Raw genomic sequence first — 20,826 nt, 5'->3', positions numbered from 1 at the left:
ACAAGCGGCTACGGGGAACCGCAATGAGCACCGACCCTGCGGCAAGGCCTTACGACGTCCCGGCCATGAGGCAGACCCGCGCAGGGGCACGAGGCTGAGCACGTAGCCGTGTACTGGGCTGTGCCCTTCACACGAACGCTGACATCAAGTGCCCTAAGGACGCCATCAACGTCCTCGGCCAGCGCGGTGACCTCCCGATACCCGCGTCACACACATGCCCACGACGTAAACTCGCAGGTCAGCCCCCAAGTTGAGCCCCACACGTTCGGAAAACTCGACGACACCCAATTGGGGTGGATGGCCGCCGACCGCGCCCGCACCACCGCCCACGCAGGCAACAGCCCCCTCGTCGCAGCGGAGGCCGCCCGCAACCTCGCCGTCCTCGCACGCAAGGCCGGATGGCACGAACAGGCCATGCGCATCGCCCTCGACGCCGCCGACCATCCCACCCTGCACAGCCCCTCCCCGCGCTTCGCCGCCGAACGTGGACTGCTGATCCAATCCGCCGCGTACACCGCCGCCCGCGCCGGGGACCGCGACGGGATGCGTGAACTCACCGACGAGGCCGCCGCCATCGCCGCCCGCCTGGGCGGGGTGATGCTCCGCGACCACGGCGGCGGCTTCGGAACCTCCACCGTCGCCCTCCACCGGATCTCCGCCGAGAACGCCGCAGGCGACCCCGGCGCGGCCATCACCGCCGCCCGCACCATCGCACCCGCGGGCCTGCCCACCGTCGAGCGCCGCTGCCGCTACTTCACCGACGTCGCCACCGCCTACGCCCACTGGGGACACCGCGACCAAAGCCTGCACGCCCTCCTGAACGCCGAACGCTGCTCCCCCGAGGAAACCCACACCCGACCCGCCGTCCGCGCCCTCGTCACCGGACTCCTCATCGACGGGCGCACCACACCCGAACTCCGCGCACTCGCCACACGCTGCGCCATCGCCTGACCAAGGCGGCAGACCCAGTGAGTGAGGCGTCCCGAGCCTTTCCGCGAACGCCCGCGACGGACCCGAGCGCCGACGCCCTCGAGGAACGCCGGCCGGCCGACGTTTGACCTCGCTCTCACGAGAGCGGCACGCCACGCGGGATGAATGCACCGTTCCGGTCCGGGGCAGCGTTGGGGGCCGCCCGCTCGGACGCGATCGTGGGCCGTGTCGCGGATTGTTCGCCATGCTGCTCGCCCCCTCCGGCCCTCACACTTCGCAGCGCCCCGCCCCACCGGACCTGTCCAGCGGGGCGGGGCGCGAGGGCGTTCGCCAAAGGTGTCCATCCGCTGGGGCGAAGTGCTCCCGCGTCTTGTTTCACTCCACTTCCCGCCTCAGGGGAAGTCCTCCGGCGAGCCTGGTCTCGATCCGTCTTGAGACCGGCCCCTGGCGTGTGGTGGCGGTTCTCCGCGTCCCCGACGGCTTGCGTGGGTGGTGGCTACGGTCGACGGCGTGAAGCTCATCGAGTACGAGAGCCGCGGAGTCCCCCTGGAGGAGTACACCCTGACCCGCCGTGATCACCACGATCAACGGCGGCTTGAACAGATCATCGCGCTCGCGCGCGAGCAGGTCGACCGGGATGTGGCCCGGATCGACGCAGACCCGGTGATGGCCGAGCGCCGCCGCCGGTCCGTCGCGAACGCCCTGCAGCTGTTGGCATCCTTCCAGAAGCCGGATCACGAAATCATGCGGTGGCGTGTACGCCTGTACTGCGGGCACATCACTGAGACCAGGCGCCACCGCGAAGGCAAATCCCCCACACTGCACGGTCCGTCCTGGGAGAAATGCCCAGTGTGTGGCCAAGACCCCTCCGCCATCGTCGCGTTCCAGCCGATCGCGCCGGCCGCGGAACCTCCGACCGTCACCTCGCCAGTCCCCCCGCCGCCGCCACGACGACCGACCCGCGCCGCCCTGGAGCACCGACTGGCCGAACTGGAAGCAGAGAACGAACGCCTTCGCTCCCTGACCGATGAGCCGGCGACCTCGCAACCGAACAAGGCGGTTCCGCCGAGAATCGAGAACGCAGCGGCGACAGACCGACCGGTGCGGCGCCACAGGCGCTGTTCGACAATCTCCCACCCGCCGCAGACGCCGACGCAACTTTGAAGTCCGACGGCAAGACCGCGTTGTAGACGCGTCCGGCGGTGGTGTCGCGGGCGGGATCGACCATCAGGCGAGCATCGCTTCCACGGTGGGATGGATGAGGGACAGGGCGCCGAGGTCGTGGGCGGTGCGGCGCAGGGCGGCGACGTCGCCGGGCCGTCCGCGGCGCAGGTAGCGGCTCAGGGCCGAGAGGGCGAGGGATTCGCCGATGCGGGCGCGGTGGCGCATGGCGTCGACGACGCTGCGGGCGGCGTCGTAGACGGGGATCGTTTCGCCGGGGGCGGCCTCGAAGCGCTCGATGCCCAGGTCGAACGTCGCGGGGGTGTACTGCGCGACGACGGTGGGTGGGTAGGAGATCGTCGGTCGGGTCGATCCGCGGGGCACCGCGATGTGGACGGCGGCGGGGATGTCGTCGATCAGCTCGTGCAGCGCGAGGGCCGATTCCCCGCACACCACCGCCCGGGGCGCGCGCAGACACACCGCGAGCAGGTCCGCGTGGGCGGTCTCCGCCGCGTCGGTGCGCCGGTACACGCCCCGCGACAGTTCCTCGACCGCGCCCTCGGCGACCAGCGCCGCCAGGTCCCGGGGCGACAGGGACACGGCGCGTGCGCGGGCCGTGGTGAACGTCGCTTCCAGCCCGGCCAGCCGCCGTATCCGACGACCGTCCTCCCCCAAACTCGTCATGCATCCAATCCTACCCATGGATAGACTTGGTGGGGATGATTCGATACATCGGATGCCCGGCGTGGACGGGACCTCCGGCTCGACGGCGCACGGTGATCGCTTTGTCCAAGGCCCCAAAGCCAAATGAACGCCTTGCCGATCAGCGTGCTCGTGCTCGGCCCCATATGACGCGACACCCGCGAAAATACCGGTATCACCGGAAGCCACACCGAGACGACAGCACGACCACGGGTCCCGGAGCCGGCGACGTGAAGAGAGAAACCGTGCAGCATTCCTTGCCACTTTTCCCACCCGAGACCGCACCGCACCCAGCGCGCCGGCCCGTGTCAACCCTGCGCCCGCACCAGCGCGAAGCCGTCGACGCCATCGTCCGCGCCCTGGAAAACCCCGACAGCGACGCGGTCCCGGATGGGCCGCACGGCGGCGCGCGGGCCACCGCGGTGATGGCCTGCGGCACCGGGAAGACAAGGATCGCCGCCGCCGTGGCCGCCGCCCTCGCCCCACGCGGGCGGGTGCTGGTCCTGGTCCCCACCCTCGACCTCCTCACCCAGACCGTCACCGCCTGGCGAAACGCCGGACGCACCACCGGAACCCAGATCGCCGTGTGCTCCCTCGCCGGCGACCGCACCCTGGACGAAGCCGGGGTGCGATGCACCACCAGCGCCCCGCGAATCGCCCTGTGGGCGGCCGATGCGGGGCTGCTGACCGTGTACGCCACCTACCAGTCGCTGGGCGCCGTCCTGACCGCCCACAAGGGCGCCTACGGCCTTGCCTTGGCCGGGTTCGACCTCGTGATCGTCGACGAGGCGCACCGCACCAGCGGATCCATCGGGAAGGAATGGGCCGCCGTCCACGACAACACCCGACTCCCCGCCACACGACGCCTCTACCTCACCGCCACCCCTCGCGTCTGGGAGCCGCCCGAGAACAGCGCCTACAGCGAAGCCGGCACGTCGGACACCGACGCCGAACTGCCCCCGGCCCTGGCCGAGGACGACGTGTGGGAGGACCCCGACCTCGCCGCCGGCCGCAACGATGCCGGCGGCGACGCCCCGGACCGGGAGTGGGACGACGAAGGCGAGGACGATCGGCCGGTCCGCGTACGGGGCGGCCGGCCCGTGCACTCGGCCCTGCCGGCCCGCGCGGTCGCGTCCATGGACGACGAGGCGATCTTCGGCACCGTCGTCCACCGCCTGGAACTCGCCGCGGGGGCCCGCATGGGCCTGATCGCGAGGCCGAGGGTCGTCGTCGTGGAGATCACCGACCCGGAGGTCCAGGAGCTCTCGCTGACCACCGGCAGCGACCTCAACCGAGGCCTCGGCCGACGCCGCATCGAAGAGGTCGAGCAATACCGGGCCGCACGCCTGGTCGCGCTCCAGACCGCCGTCCTACGCGCCGCAGCCGACGACGACCTGGACACAGTCATCGCCTACCACTCCCGCACGATGGAGGCCCAGGCCTGCGCCGCGAGCCTGCCCGACGTCGCCGCGCACCTGCACCGGGACGACCCGGGGCGTCACCCCGAACTGGTGTGGGCGGACTGGTTGAGCGGCGAACACCCCAACGACCACCGCCGCGACGTCCTGACCCGCTTCGTCCAACGCGCCGACGCACAAGGGACCATCGCCCGGCGCGCGGTGCTCAGCAACGTCCGCGTCTTGGCCGAAGGCGTGGACCTGCGCGCCGACGCGGTGGCGTTCATGGACCCCAAGTTCAGCATCGTGGAGATCGTCCAGGCCATCGGCCGGGCACTGCGCCAACACCCGGGCGAGGGACGCACCGCCACCATCATCGTTCCCGTCTTCCTCGCCCCCGGGGAACGACCGGACGACATGCTCGTCTCCGACAGCTACCACCCTCTGGTCCGCACCTTGCACGCCTTGGCTGCGCACGACGCCCGCGTCCTGGACATGCTCGCCACACCCGCACCCAGCGGACCCAAGACCTGGGCGCGGGCGATCGACATCGAGGACACCGACCGCCAAACCGCCGACGCCGGCGAGCACATCGAGGACCAGGACGAGGTCGAGCCCGGTGACGGCGACCAGGACGACGCCGGCGTCGAGGAGCGGTTCCTCGTCCGGTTCATGACCGACCGCGACCCCACCCTCCTGCGCGACTTCATCAACCTGCGCGTGATCAACCCCGAACGGCGGGACTGGCGGCGCGGCTACCACGCCGCCAAACGCTGGCACACGGCCCACGGCCACCTGCGGGTCCCGCTGGAGAGCATCGACTACGACACCGAGACCGGGACGTCCTACCCGATCGGGCAATGGGTCGGCGACCAGCGACGGGCCCGGGCGGCCGGATCGATCACCCCGCACCGCATCGAGCTGCTCGAGCGGCTGGGCATGGTGTGGAACACCGACGACACCGCCTTCGAGGACGGACTCGCCATAAGCCGCGCGTACTTCGCCGTCCACGGACACCTCGCGGCACCCAAACCCGCCGCGATCAACGGCTACCCCGTCGGGCAATTCCTCGCCAACTGCCGACGCCCGCTGGAGACCCGCAGGAACCCCGACCGGTGGCGCGAACGCTGGGCACGCCTGGCCGCGATCGACCCCGACTGGAACCCCGCCGGACGCGACGACCCGGCAAAGCGGTGGTCCCTGGACTGGCAGCGCATGCTCGCCGCGGTACGCCTGCACACCGAAGCCGGCGGCCGCGTCGACGACCTGGTGCCCGGACACACCATCGGCGGCGAAGACGTCGGAGCCTGGCTCCAGCGGCAACGACGCAGCGCGGAGAGTCTGACGCCCGCGCAGCGGGCCGCGTTGGCCGAGGTCGGCGTCGACGTCACCGAACAGAACGCGCAGCCCGCTGCGGTGGCGTCGGCGGCGCGGGCGGACCGGTGGACGCTCACCCTCGCCGCAGCGACGGCGTTCCGGGAGCGCGAGGGGCATCTGACCGTGCCGCGCAAGCACGTCGAAGCGGTCGAACACGGCGGCGAGGCACACCAGGTCAAACTCGGGATCGCCCTCGCCAACGCGCGGCAACGCCGGGCCACCTACCCGCCCGAGCGGCTCGACGCCCTCTCCACACTCGGCATGAGATGGACCTGACTTCGGGCACCGGACCCGGGTTCGGGGCCCGATGTCACGCTCGCCGAGCGCGCGGTGACGCCGACTGGAGGAATTCGCCCGCGTCGGGGCGGCGGGTTTGCCTCGTTCGGGCGAACCATCCGCGCCCATCCCCCGAGGCCGCCGGGCCGGGAACGGGTGGCGCCGGTCGGCACGACACCGGCGCCGCCCGCGACCAGCACGAACAACAGCGGACACCGACCGCAGCTTCCGCGACGGCGCCGAGCGTTGCGACGGGTCAGTGGTGGGTGATCCACCACACGACCCACGTACCGGCTGCGGTGCCAGCGCCGGTGGCCAGACCCCGCGCGGTGCTTGCGGCGAGGGATCGGCCGACGCGCATGAGGCGGCCTCGGCTCGCGGTGGTCGCGTTGTTGGCCGGCTGGTCGTCGTTCACGGTGGTCTCCCCGAGTGGGTGCGAACCCCGGGTGGGTTCGTGTCGTCCCATCGAGCGCCCACGGACGTTTCTCCGGCGACCACCCCGGGGCCGGTCGTCCGTCTCTAGGCTGCTGGGTCCGGGGGCGTGGGTTATCCGGTGGTCGTCCGGACCGGATCCGGACCGGACGGGTCGGGTCGGGAAGGTCGGGTTCGTGATGGGGGATACGGGCGGCAAGGCGGCGGAACTGGCGCGGTCGCTGAGGAAGCTGTGGGAGCGGGCCGGGTCGCCCACGTACGCGACACTCGTTCGCCGAGGCGCCGGGCAACGACCCGCAGTGAAGCTGAACACCACTTCCCTCGGTCAATGGTTCACAGGGCAGGCCGTACCGGACGATGCCGACCGGTTCGCGTTCCTGGTGACCTGGCTGGAACACGAGGCCACCCGCCGCGACCACACCTACGTCGCGATAACGACCGCAGCCTGGGAACACCTGCGCGGCGCGGCCGTGCGTGAACGCTGCCCCGCCGGACGCCCCCACACCCCGCAACCGCGAACCCGCGGTCGTGGGCGAGGGCTTCGCAGGGCGGCCGGTCCGCGAATTCACGGATCCGTTCGCGTTGGAGGTGCACCGCGCGATCGACGCCCCCGAACACACGCGGGCCCGGCTGCCGCTGTTGCCGGTGTACGTGCCCCGTGCCCACGACCTGGCGCTGCGCAAGGAGGTCGACCGCGCGGTCGGCGGGAAGAGCGTGATGGTCACGTTGGTGGCCGGGTCCTCCACCGGCAAGACCCGCGCCTGCTGGGAGGCACTCCGGGGTGTGCCGGACGGGTGGCGGTTGTGGCATCCCATCGCCCCCGGACGGCCAGAGGCCGCCTTGGCCGAGTTGTCGGCCGTCGGGCCGCGCACAGTCGTGTGGTTGAACGAGGCCCAGTTCTACCTGGGAGCTGACGGGGTCGGCGAACGTGTCGCGGCCGAGGTGCGTGAACTGTTACGCGACCGGTCCCGCGGCCCGGTGCTGGTGCTGGCGACGCTGTGGCCCGACCCCCACTGGACGACCCTGACCGCCACCCCCGCGGCTGGGACGCCGGATCCGCACGCCCAGGCCCGGGCCCTGCTGGGCACCGATCTGCGGGTTCCGGAGGCGTTCACCGGCACCGACCTGGACGCCGTCCGAGAACGCGCCGTGGAGGATCCGCGGTTGGTAAACGCCCTGGCGGCCGGTGACGACGGGCGGGTCACGCAGTATCTGGCGGGGGCACTCGCGCTGCTCAAACGCCTTGAGTTGGCGCCGGCCGCCGCCCGGGCGGTACTCGAAGCGGCGATGGACGCCCGACGCCTCGGCCACGGACCCGTCCTGCGACAGGCGTTCCTCGAGGACGCCGCCGACGCCTACCTCACCGACCACGAATCCGACACCCTCGACGACGACTGGTTCGAACAAGCCCTCGCCCACACCACCGAACGGGTCCACGGCGCGACCGCACCCCTGACCCGCATCCGACCCCGCAGACGCACCCGCGACGCCACCGGCGACGGACCCACCTACCGCCTCGCCGACTACCTCGAACAACACGCCCGCCGCACCCGCGCCTCCCGGTGCCCAAGCACCTCCTTCTGGACCGCCGCCCACGACCACGCCCACACCACCGACGACGACCTCAACCTCGCCCACGCCGCATACGACAGGCTCCGCCTCCGCCACGCCGAACACCTCTACGCGAAGGCAGCGAACGCTGGCGATCCACGCGGACGAACCGCACTGGCCCGTTCGCGACACGAGGCGGGAGACCTTGAGAGCGCCGAGCGCCTGTACCGCCAAGCTGCCGACACCGGAGACGTTGAGGCACTGGAACGGCTGGTTCTGGTACAGGCGGATGCAGGGAATTCGGCGAGCGCTGAACGCCTGGCCCGCGAAGCCACCAACGCCGGCTCCCTCAACGCGCTGATGTGGGCAGCCACAGCTCGAGAGAGGGCGGGCGATCGCAAGGCCGCCGAACACCTGGCTTGCGAAGCCGCCGACGCTGGATACTTCTACTCGCTGTCATGGTTGGCCGAACTACGGGAACAGGCAGGCGATCATCAGGGTGCTGAAGATTTGGCCCGCAGGGCCGTTGGCATCGGTCACCCGGAGGTACTTAGGGACCTGGCCATGCTGCGCGAGCAGGCGGGCGACCACAAGGGCGCCGAGCGCCTGTACCGCGAAGCCGCCGACACTGGGGACGTTGGGGCACTGATGCGGCTGGCCGCGCTGCGCAAGCAGGCGGGCGACCATGAGGGTGCCGAGCGCCTGTACCGCGAAGCCGCCGACGCGGGAAACACTGACGCACTGACACGGCTGGCCGCGCTGCGGGATGAGGCAGGCGACCAAGAGAGCGCAGAACGCTTGGCCTGCGAAGCCGCCGCCACCGGGAACCTTGGGGAACTGCCGTGGCTGGGCGCGCCGCAGGAGAAGACAGGCGACCATGAAAGCGCCGAGCGCCTGTACCGCGACGCCGCCGACACCAGGAACCTTGAGGCACTGACGTGGCTGGCCGCGCTACGCGAGCAGGCGGGCGACCATGAGGGTGCCGAGCGCCTGTACCGCGAAGCCGCCGACGCGGGAAGCCTTGAGGCTCTCGCAGGGCTGGCCATGCTGCGCGAGAAGGCGGGCGACCATGGGGGCGCCGAACACCTGGCCCGCCAAGCCGCCAGCAAAGGACATCCCTATGCCCTGTCATCCCTGGCAAAGTCACGAGAGAAGGCGGGCGACCATGGGGGCGCCGAACACCTGGCCCGCCAAGCCGCCAGCAAAGGACATCCCTATGGCCTGTCATCCCTGGCAGAGTCGCGAGAGAAGGCGGGCGATCACATGGGCGCGGAGCGCCTGGCCCGCGAAGCGGTCGAGGCCGGAGACAGGCATGTGCTGATGATCTTGGCTCGGTTGCGGCAAACGGCGGGCGACCACGACGGCGTCAAACGCTTGCGGGTGTGGTCGCAGCGTGGCTTCGATGCAACGGACGAGATGTGAGAGAAGTCGTCCAAGGCGCTCGGGCGTGGCAATACGAACGGCAACATGGTAGGCAACCGACGCCATCACAGGCGTGGTTCCCACCGCTCCCCGCCGAGGGCTTCCTCGACCAGGCGGACCGCGTGTTCGGTCGCCGCGGCGCGCGTTCCCTCGTACTCGTAGACGCGCAGCATCGCGTCGACCTCGGCGGCCGGGAGCGTCGGGCCGATCTCGGCCCGCGCGGTGCCGTACCCGTGCCGCGCCGCGGCGAGCGCGGCCGACACGTGCTGTCGTGCCATCCGGGCCAGGAACAACGGGTGCTTCCGCAACACGTCGTGGCCCCGGTAGCCGGGCGGGCACAGGTCGAACAGCCACGCGGCGGCGGTGTCTTCCCAGCCGGGCACGCCGGGCGGGCGGACGCCCCGGGGCCACCCCGGCGGCGCGGTCCCGTCCCGGCCCCGGAGCCGGGTGCCAGCGCTCTCGGCGATCGCGCGCGAACCGGCTCGGCGGCTCCCACGCCGGAGTGCCGTCCGGGTCGCTCTCGTACATACATTCGATCATGGGGTCAATCGGAATCACTCGCTCCGATCAGGCGGCGTCGCGATCCGATGTGGAGATGTGCCGAGTACAAAGTGCGCTGACGCAGGCCGCTGGCAACACTGGCCGTATGTCCATGCAGAATTTTTCGTACGACGACGACCAGGCCGTCATCGTCGCTGGTTCAACGACAATCCCAGTCGATGCGCACCTCCGAAAGCGTTCCGGAGAGCCTGGAAACGAGTGGTGGGGAGGCACAGTGACAGCCCTCGACCCGAACGAAAACTTCTCGGTACTGCACGACCACGACACGTGCCGCCTGAGAACGGACAGAGGAGAGGCCAGCTTCAGGCCCCTCGACTATGTCGCCCGTATGGGCGTGATGACGACTATGCCGATTGAGGGGTACGGAAGCGCTCCGTTCTAGTTGCTTCGTCGCGGCTATGACGATGGCCGCTCAACCCGATCAGGCGTACGGGTCGTCACGGCGGCGGCGCGGCCGGTGCACCACCGCGTCCCACTCGGTGCGGGTCGGCCTCGTCGTCCTCGGACCAGGCGTTTGCCGCCGGTGGCGCGGCGGGCCGGGTTCGCCCGGGTGCGGCCGACGCGGACGCGGCCGCGACCAGCTGGGCCAGGCGCACGCGGGGCGGCTGCGCGTTCAGGGGCAGCCACAGGGCTTCGGCCGGGGAAGTGCCCGGTGTCCACACGCCCGTACCGCTTGTTCCATCGTGGGCGGGTCGGGGGTGTGCGGGTCGTGCCGACGCACGAGGGTGGGCGGGACGGGCACGTGTTACCTACGCGGCCGGTCGCGGGCAGGTCTTCGTTCCGCCTGCGCAAGCGGGTTGTGGTGTACGAGACTTGGCAGGAATTGGCGTGCGGGGCGGCGGGGGGCGTGGATGGCGATCGGAATGCCGGACGAGCAGCGGTTGCCGGCGAGTGCGCGGCGGGAGCTGGTGGTGGCGTTGCATGCGTTGTACACGGACGCGGGGCGGCCCGGGACCCGCGCGGTGGCGACCATGAGGGGCCTCGCGTTTTTCGGACAGGGTTTTGACCGTCAATTCATGCGGCGAGTTGCAACTCCTCGAACTCGGCATGTACTTCGCCTGGGGGACGGTAACCCACGGCCGAGTGAAGACGTTTGCGATTGTACCAGAATTCGATGTACCTGACGATGTCCCGCCGGGCTTCCTTGCGAGTGGGGTAACTCATGCGCGAGACCCGCTCGTTCTTCAGGGCTCCGAAGAACGACTCGGCCATGGCGCAATGCCGTTTAGCTAAGCGGCCGGGATGAGTAGGCGGATCGTTGGCGGCGAGTCATGGGTGATGTTGCTGTCATCTTCTCGTTTTACCCGGTACGAGTTATGTCTTGGCCTCTTCAGTGCGCGGGGACAGGAGCGTTGCCGTCGTTCTGGGTTCGGTCGTTCGGTGATTTCTTCGATCGCCTCAGCGAGCCTCTCTGCGAGCCGCTGAGGGGGAAAAAGCCGCCTGGTTCGAGACCTGGCGGCGCACTACGCGGAGGGAGCGGACGAACGAGATCCGGTCGGGGTCGAGGTCGGCCTGGTCTGCCGCCTCCCGCATGAGGTCGCGGATTGCGTAATGAGTGAGCAACATCCCCCATACCTCTTGTTTGACAAGGTCCGGTTTTCTCGATCTGAGGATCACCGCCGGCCCGCGCTGATGAGTTTTTAGTTCATCCACTACCAGTTCGACCTCCCACCGTTCGTGATATGCAGTGGCCAGATCGACAGCGTTGAGATCATTGGGATCGAGGACATTGGTGACGAGAGCGATCAACTCGTCGCCATCTCCCCTGTCCGGAACCTCGTACTCGACAACACGTGCATAGAACCCTGCCAGATCCGTGACCCTGATCCGCCCGGAACGGATTTTGGTCGACGCCTTTCGTTTCTCATCGGAATCGGCGATGTAGGTCAGGTACGAGCCGTCGGGAAGCCACTTGATAATCGGCAGATGGACGTTGGCTCCAACACGAAACAGCGCGTCGGCTCCGGCGTCGAGAACCATGCGAAGGTGCCGGTAGCTGTACAGGCCGGCGTCGACCATCACGAGTATTCCGGGCTCGATCACCCCTGAGGAAAGAATTCGACCGGCCAGCGTCTCCTCGCCCTCGCCCTTGCAGCCGATCTCCGCGGCAACAACGGCATGCGTTCCACACTCGGCCAGACCGGCGAGTCGCACGAAGGGGAACGTGCAGCGTTCCTTCTTGCCCGCATAGCCAAAGTACGCGGCGTTCTCCTCGCTATCAGGGGCTTCCATGCCGAATCCGTCCAGAGACATCAACCTGCGCCCGCCCACCCACGCGCCTTGCGTTGAGCGCATTGTGCATGGGACCGCTACACGCTCATATAAATCGCGCATCACTTCCGAACCCAGTCGTTGCCGTGCCAGACACAACGCGCCCGGAGTCGGCACACTCCATCCGCGTCGCCACGTGCCCATATAGCGCAACCCATCGACGAGCTTACGCATGACCTCTTCGTAACCATCTCCATAGAAAAGCGCCAAGGCCATGACGAAATAGACCATCACGCGAGCCGGCAGCTTGCCGTTCCGCTGCTCTTTCCTGTCCCGAGAGATTACAACCTCATCCACGAGCTCACGTGGCACGAGGCGAGTCAATACGCCGACGCCGATATGGTCGGTCATGGAAGACGACACGGAAATCTCGTCGCCTAAATCTTGGATCACACCGGCAAGATAGGCCACTCAAACACAGGATCTCAATCGATTCCAATTTTTCATATCTACACACCGCAAGCACCTGTGGATATGTGGATACTCAACGGCCGACTTTCTTAGCTAAACGGCATTGCGCCATGGCCGAGTCCTTCTTCGGGGCCTTGAAGAACGAGCGGGTCTCGCGAGTGAGTTATCCGACCCGCGAATCGGCCCGGCGGGACATCACCCGGTACATAGAATTCTGGTACAATCGCAAACGCCTTCACTCGGCCGTGGGTTACCGCCCTCCGCGCGAAGTACACGCCGAGTTTGAAGAGTTGCGACTCGCCACATGAACTGACAGTCAGAACTCTGTCCGAAAAACGCGGGGCCCCTCACACTCACAGCGATGAACCGCCACCCTACGCCGCTGGCGTCCGCTGACGTTGCCGTCAACTACTGCCGTCAAACATCAGATTAGCCCCGCCAAGCACAGCTCGGCGGGGCTAATCTTTGCCACTGCATGGCCCTTCTCATGGCGCGACCGGGTCGAATCGGATATCGAATCCCATGCGACCCATAAGCGCCCAACGCTATGGAACCCCTTACTTGAGATCCATCAGAAAGAACCGAAGAACCGGTCCCACCAACTCGGCTCCCCAGAACCGTGGAAACGTAGGAGGGTGGATCCGTCATAGCGACTTGCGAGAAGTTCTTCCGGAATCGCAACGTACCCCGATCCAGCAAGAACTTGCTCTATCTTCTCAAGGTCACTCGGGTCGAGCTCGCCTTCAGCGCGTGCTTCATCCGTACCCAAGAAGGCGCCAGGGTTATCGGCCGCCACCATTGCCAATGGCTTGAACTTGCTCACCAGGACAACGATCCTCGTCCCGCAAACTGTGGATTCCCCCGACACTTCGATTCGTCCGTACTGAGCGGAGTCCTGGATGTCTCGATCGATTTCACAGCGCGTCGAGAAGCGAGAACCAACCTGCACAGCCAGACGGCTGAATGAAGCTGCAGCATCGGCTGCATCGTAGTCAGCCGGCGCTTCTGGCCATTCGGGATCATCCAGGCGATGCAACATTTCCATCAGATTCGCATTTCTCTCCATGATCCTCCAATCATCGAAGATGCCACACACGGATCGATTGAGTTTTTTCCTCACTGTGGGAACGCTGTGAGCACCTTTCCGGTGAGAGGTTCGTAACGCACCAGAATTCTCACCCCTCCCACGGTCCCGATCACATTCTGCACCGCAGGTTCGCCCTTCCTGGTCATCAGGGTTCTCTCTGCGTGCACAGCAGATCCCTTGTACCAGGTCCTTTGGCTATTTGGACTCGTCACCACGTCAGCAACAGCATCCAGGATCTGGTTATCAGACCACCCCTCCGGGAAAGCGCCCTTACCTGCCGCCCCCGGGTACCTGTGACCATCAAGGATGTGATCCGACGTCTTGTCACCGATCAGCTCCCGACCAATTCCGCAGTTGCTGTTGTGAACAAGTACCGGAGTCTGCCCTGCCAGCACATAGTACGTGTGGATGTCGTCGATGGTGAGGTTGTGCGTGCGCGCCCGTTCTCCGAACAAGCGGATTTTCTCGACTTTAACCCAGGTCCCATTGGGGGTTTGGAGCCATTGACCGGGCTTGAGATCGCCAGCGTCCACCCATTGTTCGACGCTGGGAACCCAGAAGGGGTGGTGGGTCGTGGCGATGATGGAGGCGTCACCCTGGTCGGTCTCGACAGTGACGTCGGCGAAGTCCTTGTCGTCCTCGGTGGTGATCGAGGCCAGGACGGTGCGGGGTCTGCTTTCCCCCGTCTCAGGGTCAGTGGCGAGGACGGTGTCACCCGGCTTGACGTCCTGGATCGCCTTGGTGGTGCCGTCCGCCATGAGAATCCCGGCGTCAGGTAGGAAGCTGTTGCACTTTCTTGCAACTTGCGCTGCTTCCGCTCCGACCTTGCCTCCTCGCACGAGACGGCCCACCGGAATGATGCTGGCGATGGTCCAGGCGCATCCGGACCAGCTTCCATGGGTGCAGTCGACCGCGTCGTTGTATCCCGTGATTTCTTTGAGCACGCCCATGAGTGATATGGGCTCGCTTTTCGGTCGGCCCGTGCATGAGGCGTTGCCGTCTTCGTCGCCGCCCCACAGTTGTCCGCACAGGACGTTCAGCGCGGTCGTACCTCCTATGTCCTGCTGAATCCACTGGAGGGCTTCCCGCCAGGTGTACTCGGGGCTTCCCTTGTACCCCATGTTCTTGATGGCCTTATACCTGTAGTCCTTATCCTTCGAGGACAGGGGCTTGGAGGTCGGGACTGGACGGTTGCCCGGATCCGTTTCCGCGCTGCTGGCGCCGCCGTTGCGTTCGGCGGCTGCTCCCTCGTGCCCGGCGTTGTTGTACGGCGGAACGCCACCCGGGCACATGCTGCTGGGGCAGTAGTCCAGGCCGGTGGGGTCGCTGAAGGTGGTGGGACTGTTTCGGCTGTAGGTGTAGCCGTGCATCTGTTGGGCGTCGGTCAGGTCCATGATCGGGTCGACGCTGACGAACCGGCCCAGGCTCGGGTCGTATTCGCGGGCGCCGACGTGGGTGAGGCCGGTTGAGTCCATGGGCTTGCCGAGGAAGCCCTTGTCGTCGGGCCATTGGCCGTTGGCCTGGGTGGGCTGGGGGCCACGGGCCTCGCCGAACGGCTTCGACTGGCGGCGGGTCGCGGTCAGGGTGGCGGCGTCGAGGGTGCTGTTGGCGGTGCCGTGGTGATCGGACGCCATGTACGTGATGGCCCCGGTCCCGGTGCGCACGACGGTGGTGCCGCCGCCGGTGGGGTAGTAGCGGGTGCCGATGACCGGGCCGGTGTTGTCGGTTTTGGTGGTGAGTTCGTCGCCGCCGAGGTAGAGGGTCGTCTTGCCGTTCTCGCGGCGGATGATGCGGTTGCCGTCGGCGTCGTGGAGGTAGGTGCTCGTGCTTGTCGCGGAGGCGACCGTGGTGAGTTTGTCCTGCTCGTTCCAGGTGAGGGTCTGGAGGTTTGCGTCGGCGCCGGGGCGGGTCTTGGTGTTGCCGTTCGGGTCGTAGGTCAGGCCGGTGGTGACGGCTTCGCGCGTGCCCGTCTTGAGGGTGACCGTGTCCAGGCGGTGGGTGCGGTTCGTGGGTTGGGCGCCCGCGCGGTAGCCGTACTCCGTGGTGACGTTCTTGGTCGGGTCGTCGGTCGCGTCGTGCTCGACGAGTTTGGTGCGGTTGCCGACGACGTCGTAGTCGAAGGTCTGCCAGTACGGGTCCGGGCCGCCGACCGTGGTCGGAGTGGGGGTCTGGGTGGTGCAGGCGCCGAGGCCGGCGGCGCGTGGGAGGGCCGGGGTGTCGGTGCCGGCGGTGTCGGTCCAGGCCTGCTTCAGGCGGCGGGCGCCGTCGTACGTGAAGCACTGGGTGTCGGTGGTGGCGCCGCCGTCGCGAAGGGTCTTGATGGAGGTGACGTCGCCGCTGGGCTTGTAGGTGTAGGAGGTGGCATCCACGATTCGCGGTGTCACTCCTTCCCGCTCCCAAGCCGTCCCCAGCAGGCGGCCGGTCGCCGGGTCCCACGTGTTGGAGAACGCGGCCTGTCGGGGGAACCCGCCCAGGGTCGTGGCGGTGTTGCGGCCGAAGGCGTCGTAGTCGGCGAACTGCAGGTACGGGCTCGGGCCTTCGCCGTTGAGTCCGTTGAGGAGGCCGCCGTCGTTGTAGTAGTAGGACAGGCGTTCGGCGGGGAGGCCGCCATGGGCCTGGAGTTGGGTGTGGATGGGCAGGCCGAGGAGGGGTTCGTACTCGGTGCTCGTCTCGTAGGTCCCGGCGAGTTTGCCCTCGGCGGCGGGAATGGTGACGCGGTTTCCGGTGGGTCGGTAGGTGCCGGGTTCGAAGCCGATGATCTCGGTCGTGTACTTCGCGCCGCTCTTGCCGCCGACGTAACGGGAGGAGCCGTCCGCCTGCCCCTTCGCGTGACGGTCGTAGGTCCAGTCGGCGAGCAGGTTGGTGTCGGCGACGGCGTCCTTGTACAGGCCCGTCTTGCGGCCGAGCGCGTCGTAGGTGTACGCGAGACTCTGGCCGCGGGCATCCGTGGTGCCGGTGACGCGGCCGACGAGGTCGTAGCGCGTGTCGGAGGGGCCCTTGTCGGGGTCCTCGGTGTGGGTCTTGCGGCCGAGGAAGTCGTACGTGTACGTCCAGGTGTTGCCGCCGCCGTCGGTGACGGACTGCAGTTGCTCGCGGGGGTCGTAGGTGTAGGTGATCGTGGTGAAGTCGGTGCCGGTGGGAGTCGGGCCGTTGTACTCGCGCAGTTCCTTCGTCTTCCCGCGGGCGTCGGTCTTCGCCAGGGTCGCGGTGCCGCCCGCGGGCGGGGTGACGCTGGTCTGGTCGGCGCCGGTGTAGGCGGTGGTCGTGCGCCACAGTTCGATGCCCTGGTACGAGGACACCTGCGCGGTGGTGCGGCCCATGCCGTCGTAGTCCACCGAGGTTTGGTTGGTGAGGCTGCCCTCGTCGGGGACGAAGACGGTGGTTTCCGGGCCGGCGTCCGCGTTGTGGTAGGGCGCGGTGGTCCTGGATGGGCGACCCAGGGTGTCGTAGAACGTGTCGCTGATCAAACGATGCCCCGGTTCCGCGGCGGCGGTGGTGCTCTGTGTCTGGCGCTCCTGGAGGAAACTGTTGAGGATCCGGTGGGAAACGCTGTACTGGAAGCCGTCGAACATCAGGCTCCGCGATGTCACCACGGAGGGACCGGTCTTGCTGGGCGCGTACGCGAACTGCAGGTCGGCGTCGTCCGATTTGGAGCGTCCGGGCTTCCAGACCGCGATCAAGCGGCCGAGCGCATCGTATTCCTGTTCCACGACCAGGCCGTTGACGTCCACGGCCTTGACCGGCAGGTTGCGGGCACCGGCGTAGTCGGTGGTGGCGGTCCAACCGGTGGGGCCGGTGACGGCGACGGTGGTGGGCAGGGTTCCGGTCGCCGGCTGGTAGGCCGTCGTGGTGACCTTGTTCTCCGCGTCGGTGGCCTTGGTGACGCGCCCGTAGCCGTCCGACTCCACGGTGGACGTGGTGACCCAGTTCGGGGTGCCGTCACTGCTGTATTCGGTGACCGCCTGGGTCGAGGTGGTATCGCCCACGGCGCCCACGGTCCCCAGTGGTTGGTCGTCGTAGAGGGTGCGCGACCAGGCGTACACGCGGTCCTCGGTCGCGGCGGTGTCGCAGGCACCGCGGACCGAGACGGCTTCGGTGGGCTTGCCGATGATCCACACGCTCGTGTTGTGTGCGTATGTGGTGCGGGTGCAGTACTCGTCGAGGTCGTCCGCCCGGTCGGAGATCTCGGTCGGCAGGCCGTGTTCCGGTTCGAACGTGGTGGTCTTCGAGGTCTCGCGCCACGTTGTGCCGTCGGCGAGGAGGCCGAGGTTGCGGGTCTTCTCGGTCGCGGTGCGGCGGGCCGTCAGCGCGGGCAGGCCGCGGACGCGGTTGTGGGTGGCGGTGACCGCGGAGGAGAACGGCGTGTTGAGCGTCTTGGCGACGATGGTGCCGCCGTCGCCGGTGAACGTCTGGCTCTCGTAGGCGAATCCGGCGTGGTGGTCGGCGTCGACGAGGGTTTCGCCCGTGGAGTCGGTGAGGGTGACGGCGCGCGGGGTGCCGTCCTTCTTGATGTCGGCGTCCATGCCGCGCAGGTAGAACGTGGCCGCCTGGGTGACGGCGTCCGGGGCGACGCCTGTGCGGGTGACGACCTGGCCGTAGCCGCGGAACTGGTTCCAGGTGCGGCGGTCCTTGGACTTGGGCTTGGACGCTTCCTTGTCCTCGGTCAGTTCCGCGTCGTCACGGTGCCACGCGGCGTCGCCCACGTATTCGTAGCGGGTGAGGCGGTCGGGCCCGGAGGAGGCGGTGATGTCGTGTTCGGTGACCTGGGCGACGGTGTACTTGTGGAACCAGTGCAGGACCGGATCGGCGTCCTCGTCGTAGTTCCACCAGGACGGGTAGCACGCCTTGGTGTTGCTGTCCGGGGTGGGCAGCGTGGCCGGGGTGCATTCGGCCGGGTTGTAGGCGACGGTGATCTGGCCGCCGGTCTCGTTGGTCACGCCGGTCAGGCGGCGGCGGTTCATCGGCGGGGCGAGGTCGCCGCCGGCGTCGACGCGGTTGGGCATCAGTTGGCCGGTGAAGTCGACCGAGGGGACGTCGATCTTCTTCGTGCCGTCGTAGGCGGTGCGCGTGATCGACTTGAGCCAAAGCGTCGGGGAGGAGCCGTCGAGGGGGTCCGGGTAGTCCTGGTCGAGGGCGTACTCGTCGACCGTCTGGTACGTCTGGCCGACCAGGGACTGGGTGATGATCTTCGTCAGGCGGCGCGTGGAGAAGAACGTCTGGCCGTACTGTTCGCACGTACCGGTGGTCGCGCACTGCTTGTCGACGGGGACGTCGGGCCATTTCGCGGCGTTGGCCTTGGTCATCTTGGCCGGGGCGCAGTCGAAGCCGTCCTTCTGCAGACAGCGCTCCGCAGTGTCGAAGACGACCTGGGCGGTGGGCTTGCCGGTGTCGGTCTTCTTCGAGCCGTAGGTGATCTTGGCGAGGGTGCCGCCGCGGGTGTATTCGGTCAGGGTGCCGGAGCCGACCAGCACCGCGCCGCGGGTGTAGCGGTTCTTCTCGGCGTTGTACCAGTAGGTGACCATGCCGCCGCGCGGGTCCACGACGTAGTCGAGGTTCCAGCGCCAGGCCTGCTGGCACCAGGACGCGTCGAAACCGGACGCCTTGTTGCAGGGCTCGCCGGTGTTGTTGCCGTACACCGGGGAGGACCAGGTCGAGTTCGTCGCGGGGTCGGTGTTGTCACCGCCGGGCTTGTGGCCGACGCCGAAATAGTACTGGACGCCGTCGCCGGTCGTCAGTTTCCAGTGCTCGCCGTCGTCGTCGCCGTTGACGGCGCCGGTCAGAGGTTCGATGCGCGAGTCGGCGTCGTCCTGCAGGCGCCACTTCGTCTTGTCGGTGTCGTCTTGGAGCAGGGTCGAGGACTTGCCGTTAAGGGACAGGGTCAGGGAGTTGAGCGGGGACCAGCAGCGCTCCCCCGACTTGTCACGACCGTCCCTGGAGCACGACTGGTAGGAGCGCTCGACGAAGCCGGGCGAGTACTCCCAGCCCTCGCCGACCCAGGACGCCTGGTTATTCGTGGAGGTCGTCCGCCCATCGACGCTTCCCGAGTCGTAGGTCAGGTTCACCGTCGGGGCGGTGCCGCCGAGCGCGGGCGGCACACCGATGGGATAAGTCCAGTTCATCGAGCCGGCGTTGCCGCCCGCCGACCATTGGCCGGACGGGGAAAGCGAGGTCGCCTTGTAGTCACCGGAAGGGCCCGACGCCGTCGCTGTGGCCGCCAGCACCATCGCGCCGTTCGCCGAACCGGCGGTCGGCGCGTTGCCTGCCGGGAGGTCGACGTCGGCGCTCACGCGGCGCTTGGCGCGGTCGTTGCGGGTTCCGGTGACCGGGGTCTTGACGCGGCACTCGGGCAGGGCGGGCGTGGTCAGGGCGCAGGCGGGCATGGCGACCAGGGTCAGGCGGGAGGACCAGTCGGCGCCGAACGCGTCCTTGAACGTGGTGTAGTCCACCCCGACGCTCACTCGGCCGGTGCCGGTGCCGGTGTCGCCGTCGGCGCGGCGGACCGAGAGCAGGACGCCGTCGACGCCGGCGTTCTCGGCTGCGGCGTGGTCGGCCACGGTGACCTTGACCCGGGGCGCGGCGGCGGGCGTCGTGCCGGTGGCGGCGAGGGCTCCGGTGCGCAGTGGGCCGGGGGGCGTGGTGGCGGGGGTGGTGATCCAGATCGGGGTGCCCGGGGCGTTGCCGCCGGCGGGGGCCGCGAGAAGGGCGGAGCCGCCGCGCGCGACGAAGGGGGAGGCGGGGGCCGCGAGGGTCTCGGTCTCGGCGACTTTGGGCCAGGTCGTCTTGGCGGGCTTCCAGGTGGGGTGGCCGTCACCGGTCAGCGGGGCCGTCTTGGGCTGGGTCGCCTTCTTGCCGTGGATCGAGGGTGTCGTGGCGGGCTTGCTAGGGGCGAACCTGTTCGCGTCAGGGGTGTTCCTGATCCACGGAACCGCTTGAGCAGGGGCCACCGTGGCGGTCATGGCCAAGACCGTGGCGCCTACGACGGCCAATCGCGCCGCGCGCGTTCCTCGTCCCCATCGGGGCTTGAATCCCCATGACCGACCACGCACGACGAACCCCCAGCAGAGCAGGAAAGACCCCGCCCCCGAGCAGGGGACAGATCATGGACCGAGCGCACCGTACGAGTCGAAGTCCCCTGTCGGCAACGGCAGTTCCCGGCCATGGAGTGATGTCCGTCACTACAACTTTCGGGGTGGTCCGGGCGTCCGCGAAGGCAGCGAATAACCCGTTGTCGCCCACACGGGGACAAGC

At 68.3% G+C, this 20,826-nt stretch carries 12 protein-coding genes; 5 read left to right on the top strand and 7 right to left on the bottom strand.

Annotated elements, in window-relative coordinates; translation table 11 throughout:
* Window positions 1-297: 297 nt before the first annotated feature.
* Window positions 298-951, top strand: a complete 654-nt coding sequence (locus OG928_RS46915; RefSeq protein ID WP_331768130.1) for a hypothetical protein — start codon at window positions 298-300, stop codon at window positions 949-951.
* Between the two features lie 489 nt (window positions 952-1,440).
* Window positions 1,441-2,094: a hypothetical protein gene (locus OG928_RS46910; protein ID WP_331768129.1), complete on the top strand. Its 654-nt coding sequence runs from the start codon at window positions 1,441-1,443 to the stop codon at window positions 2,092-2,094.
* A gap of 63 nt (window positions 2,095-2,157) precedes the next feature.
* Here OG928_RS46910 and OG928_RS46905 read toward each other — a convergent pair whose 3' ends face one another.
* The gene (locus tag OG928_RS46905; protein WP_331768128.1) at window positions 2,158-2,775 is read right to left on the bottom strand and encodes a type IV toxin-antitoxin system AbiEi family antitoxin domain-containing protein; all 618 of its coding nucleotides are present in this window, start codon (window positions 2,773-2,775) and stop codon (window positions 2,158-2,160) included.
* A 323-nt stretch (window positions 2,776-3,098) separates the two neighbouring features.
* Between OG928_RS46905 and OG928_RS46900 the strand changes: the two genes are divergently transcribed.
* Complete coding sequence (locus OG928_RS46900; protein ID WP_331768127.1) at window positions 3,099-5,843, top strand: Helicase associated domain protein; 2,745 nt, start codon at window positions 3,099-3,101, stop codon at window positions 5,841-5,843.
* A 256-nt stretch (window positions 5,844-6,099) separates the two neighbouring features.
* Here OG928_RS46900 and OG928_RS46895 read toward each other — a convergent pair whose 3' ends face one another.
* Complete coding sequence (locus OG928_RS46895; RefSeq protein ID WP_331768126.1) at window positions 6,100-6,258, bottom strand: hypothetical protein; 159 nt, start codon at window positions 6,256-6,258, stop codon at window positions 6,100-6,102.
* Window positions 6,259-6,803: 545 nt separating this feature from the next.
* On the opposite strand from OG928_RS46895, the gene OG928_RS46890 reads away from it, so the two are divergent.
* Window positions 6,804-9,248: a transcriptional regulator gene (locus OG928_RS46890; protein WP_406292040.1), complete on the top strand. Its 2,445-nt coding sequence runs from the start codon at window positions 6,804-6,806 to the stop codon at window positions 9,246-9,248.
* 65 nt (window positions 9,249-9,313) lie between these two features.
* Here the strand turns inward: OG928_RS46890 and OG928_RS46885 are convergent, their stop codons facing one another.
* From OG928_RS46885 to OG928_RS46875, 3 genes are all read right to left on the bottom strand, one after another.
* Entirely contained in the window at window positions 9,314-9,631 is a 318-nt protein-coding gene (locus OG928_RS46885; RefSeq protein WP_331768124.1) for a hypothetical protein, read from the bottom strand.
* Between the two features lie 1,192 nt (window positions 9,632-10,823).
* Window positions 10,824-11,021 carry an IS3 family transposase gene (locus OG928_RS46880; RefSeq protein ID WP_406292039.1) on the bottom strand — a complete coding sequence of 66 codons (198 nt, stop codon included), beginning with the start codon at window positions 11,019-11,021 and terminating at the stop codon, window positions 10,824-10,826.
* Window positions 11,022-11,207: 186 nt separating this feature from the next.
* The gene (locus OG928_RS46875; protein ID WP_331768349.1) at window positions 11,208-12,431 is read right to left on the bottom strand and encodes an IS4 family transposase; all 1,224 of its coding nucleotides are present in this window, start codon (window positions 12,429-12,431) and stop codon (window positions 11,208-11,210) included.
* Window positions 12,432-12,601: 170 nt separating this feature from the next.
* Between OG928_RS46875 and OG928_RS46870 the strand changes: the two genes are divergently transcribed.
* Window positions 12,602-12,799, top strand: a complete 198-nt coding sequence (locus OG928_RS46870) for an IS3 family transposase (protein WP_406292038.1) — start codon at window positions 12,602-12,604, stop codon at window positions 12,797-12,799.
* 263 nt (window positions 12,800-13,062) lie between these two features.
* On the opposite strand, the gene OG928_RS46865 is transcribed toward OG928_RS46870, so the two are convergent.
* Both OG928_RS46865 and OG928_RS46860 read right to left on the bottom strand, forming a co-directional pair.
* Window positions 13,063-13,611: a hypothetical protein gene (locus OG928_RS46865; RefSeq protein ID WP_331768123.1), complete on the bottom strand. Its 549-nt coding sequence runs from the start codon at window positions 13,609-13,611 to the stop codon at window positions 13,063-13,065.
* Window positions 13,608-20,534, bottom strand: a complete 6,927-nt coding sequence (locus tag OG928_RS46860; protein ID WP_331768122.1) for a polymorphic toxin-type HINT domain-containing protein — start codon at window positions 20,532-20,534, stop codon at window positions 13,608-13,610. Before OG928_RS46860 ends, OG928_RS46865 begins: the two co-directional genes overlap by 4 nt.
* Between the last annotated feature and the right edge of the window lie 292 nt (window positions 20,535-20,826).

This window comes from Embleya sp. NBC_00896 (genome assembly GCF_045207785.1).
Classification (GTDB): Bacteria; Actinomycetota; Actinomycetes; order Streptomycetales; family Streptomycetaceae; genus Embleya.
Note: the sequence above shows the minus strand (reverse complement) of the source record. Positions and strands in the feature narration are given on the sequence as shown.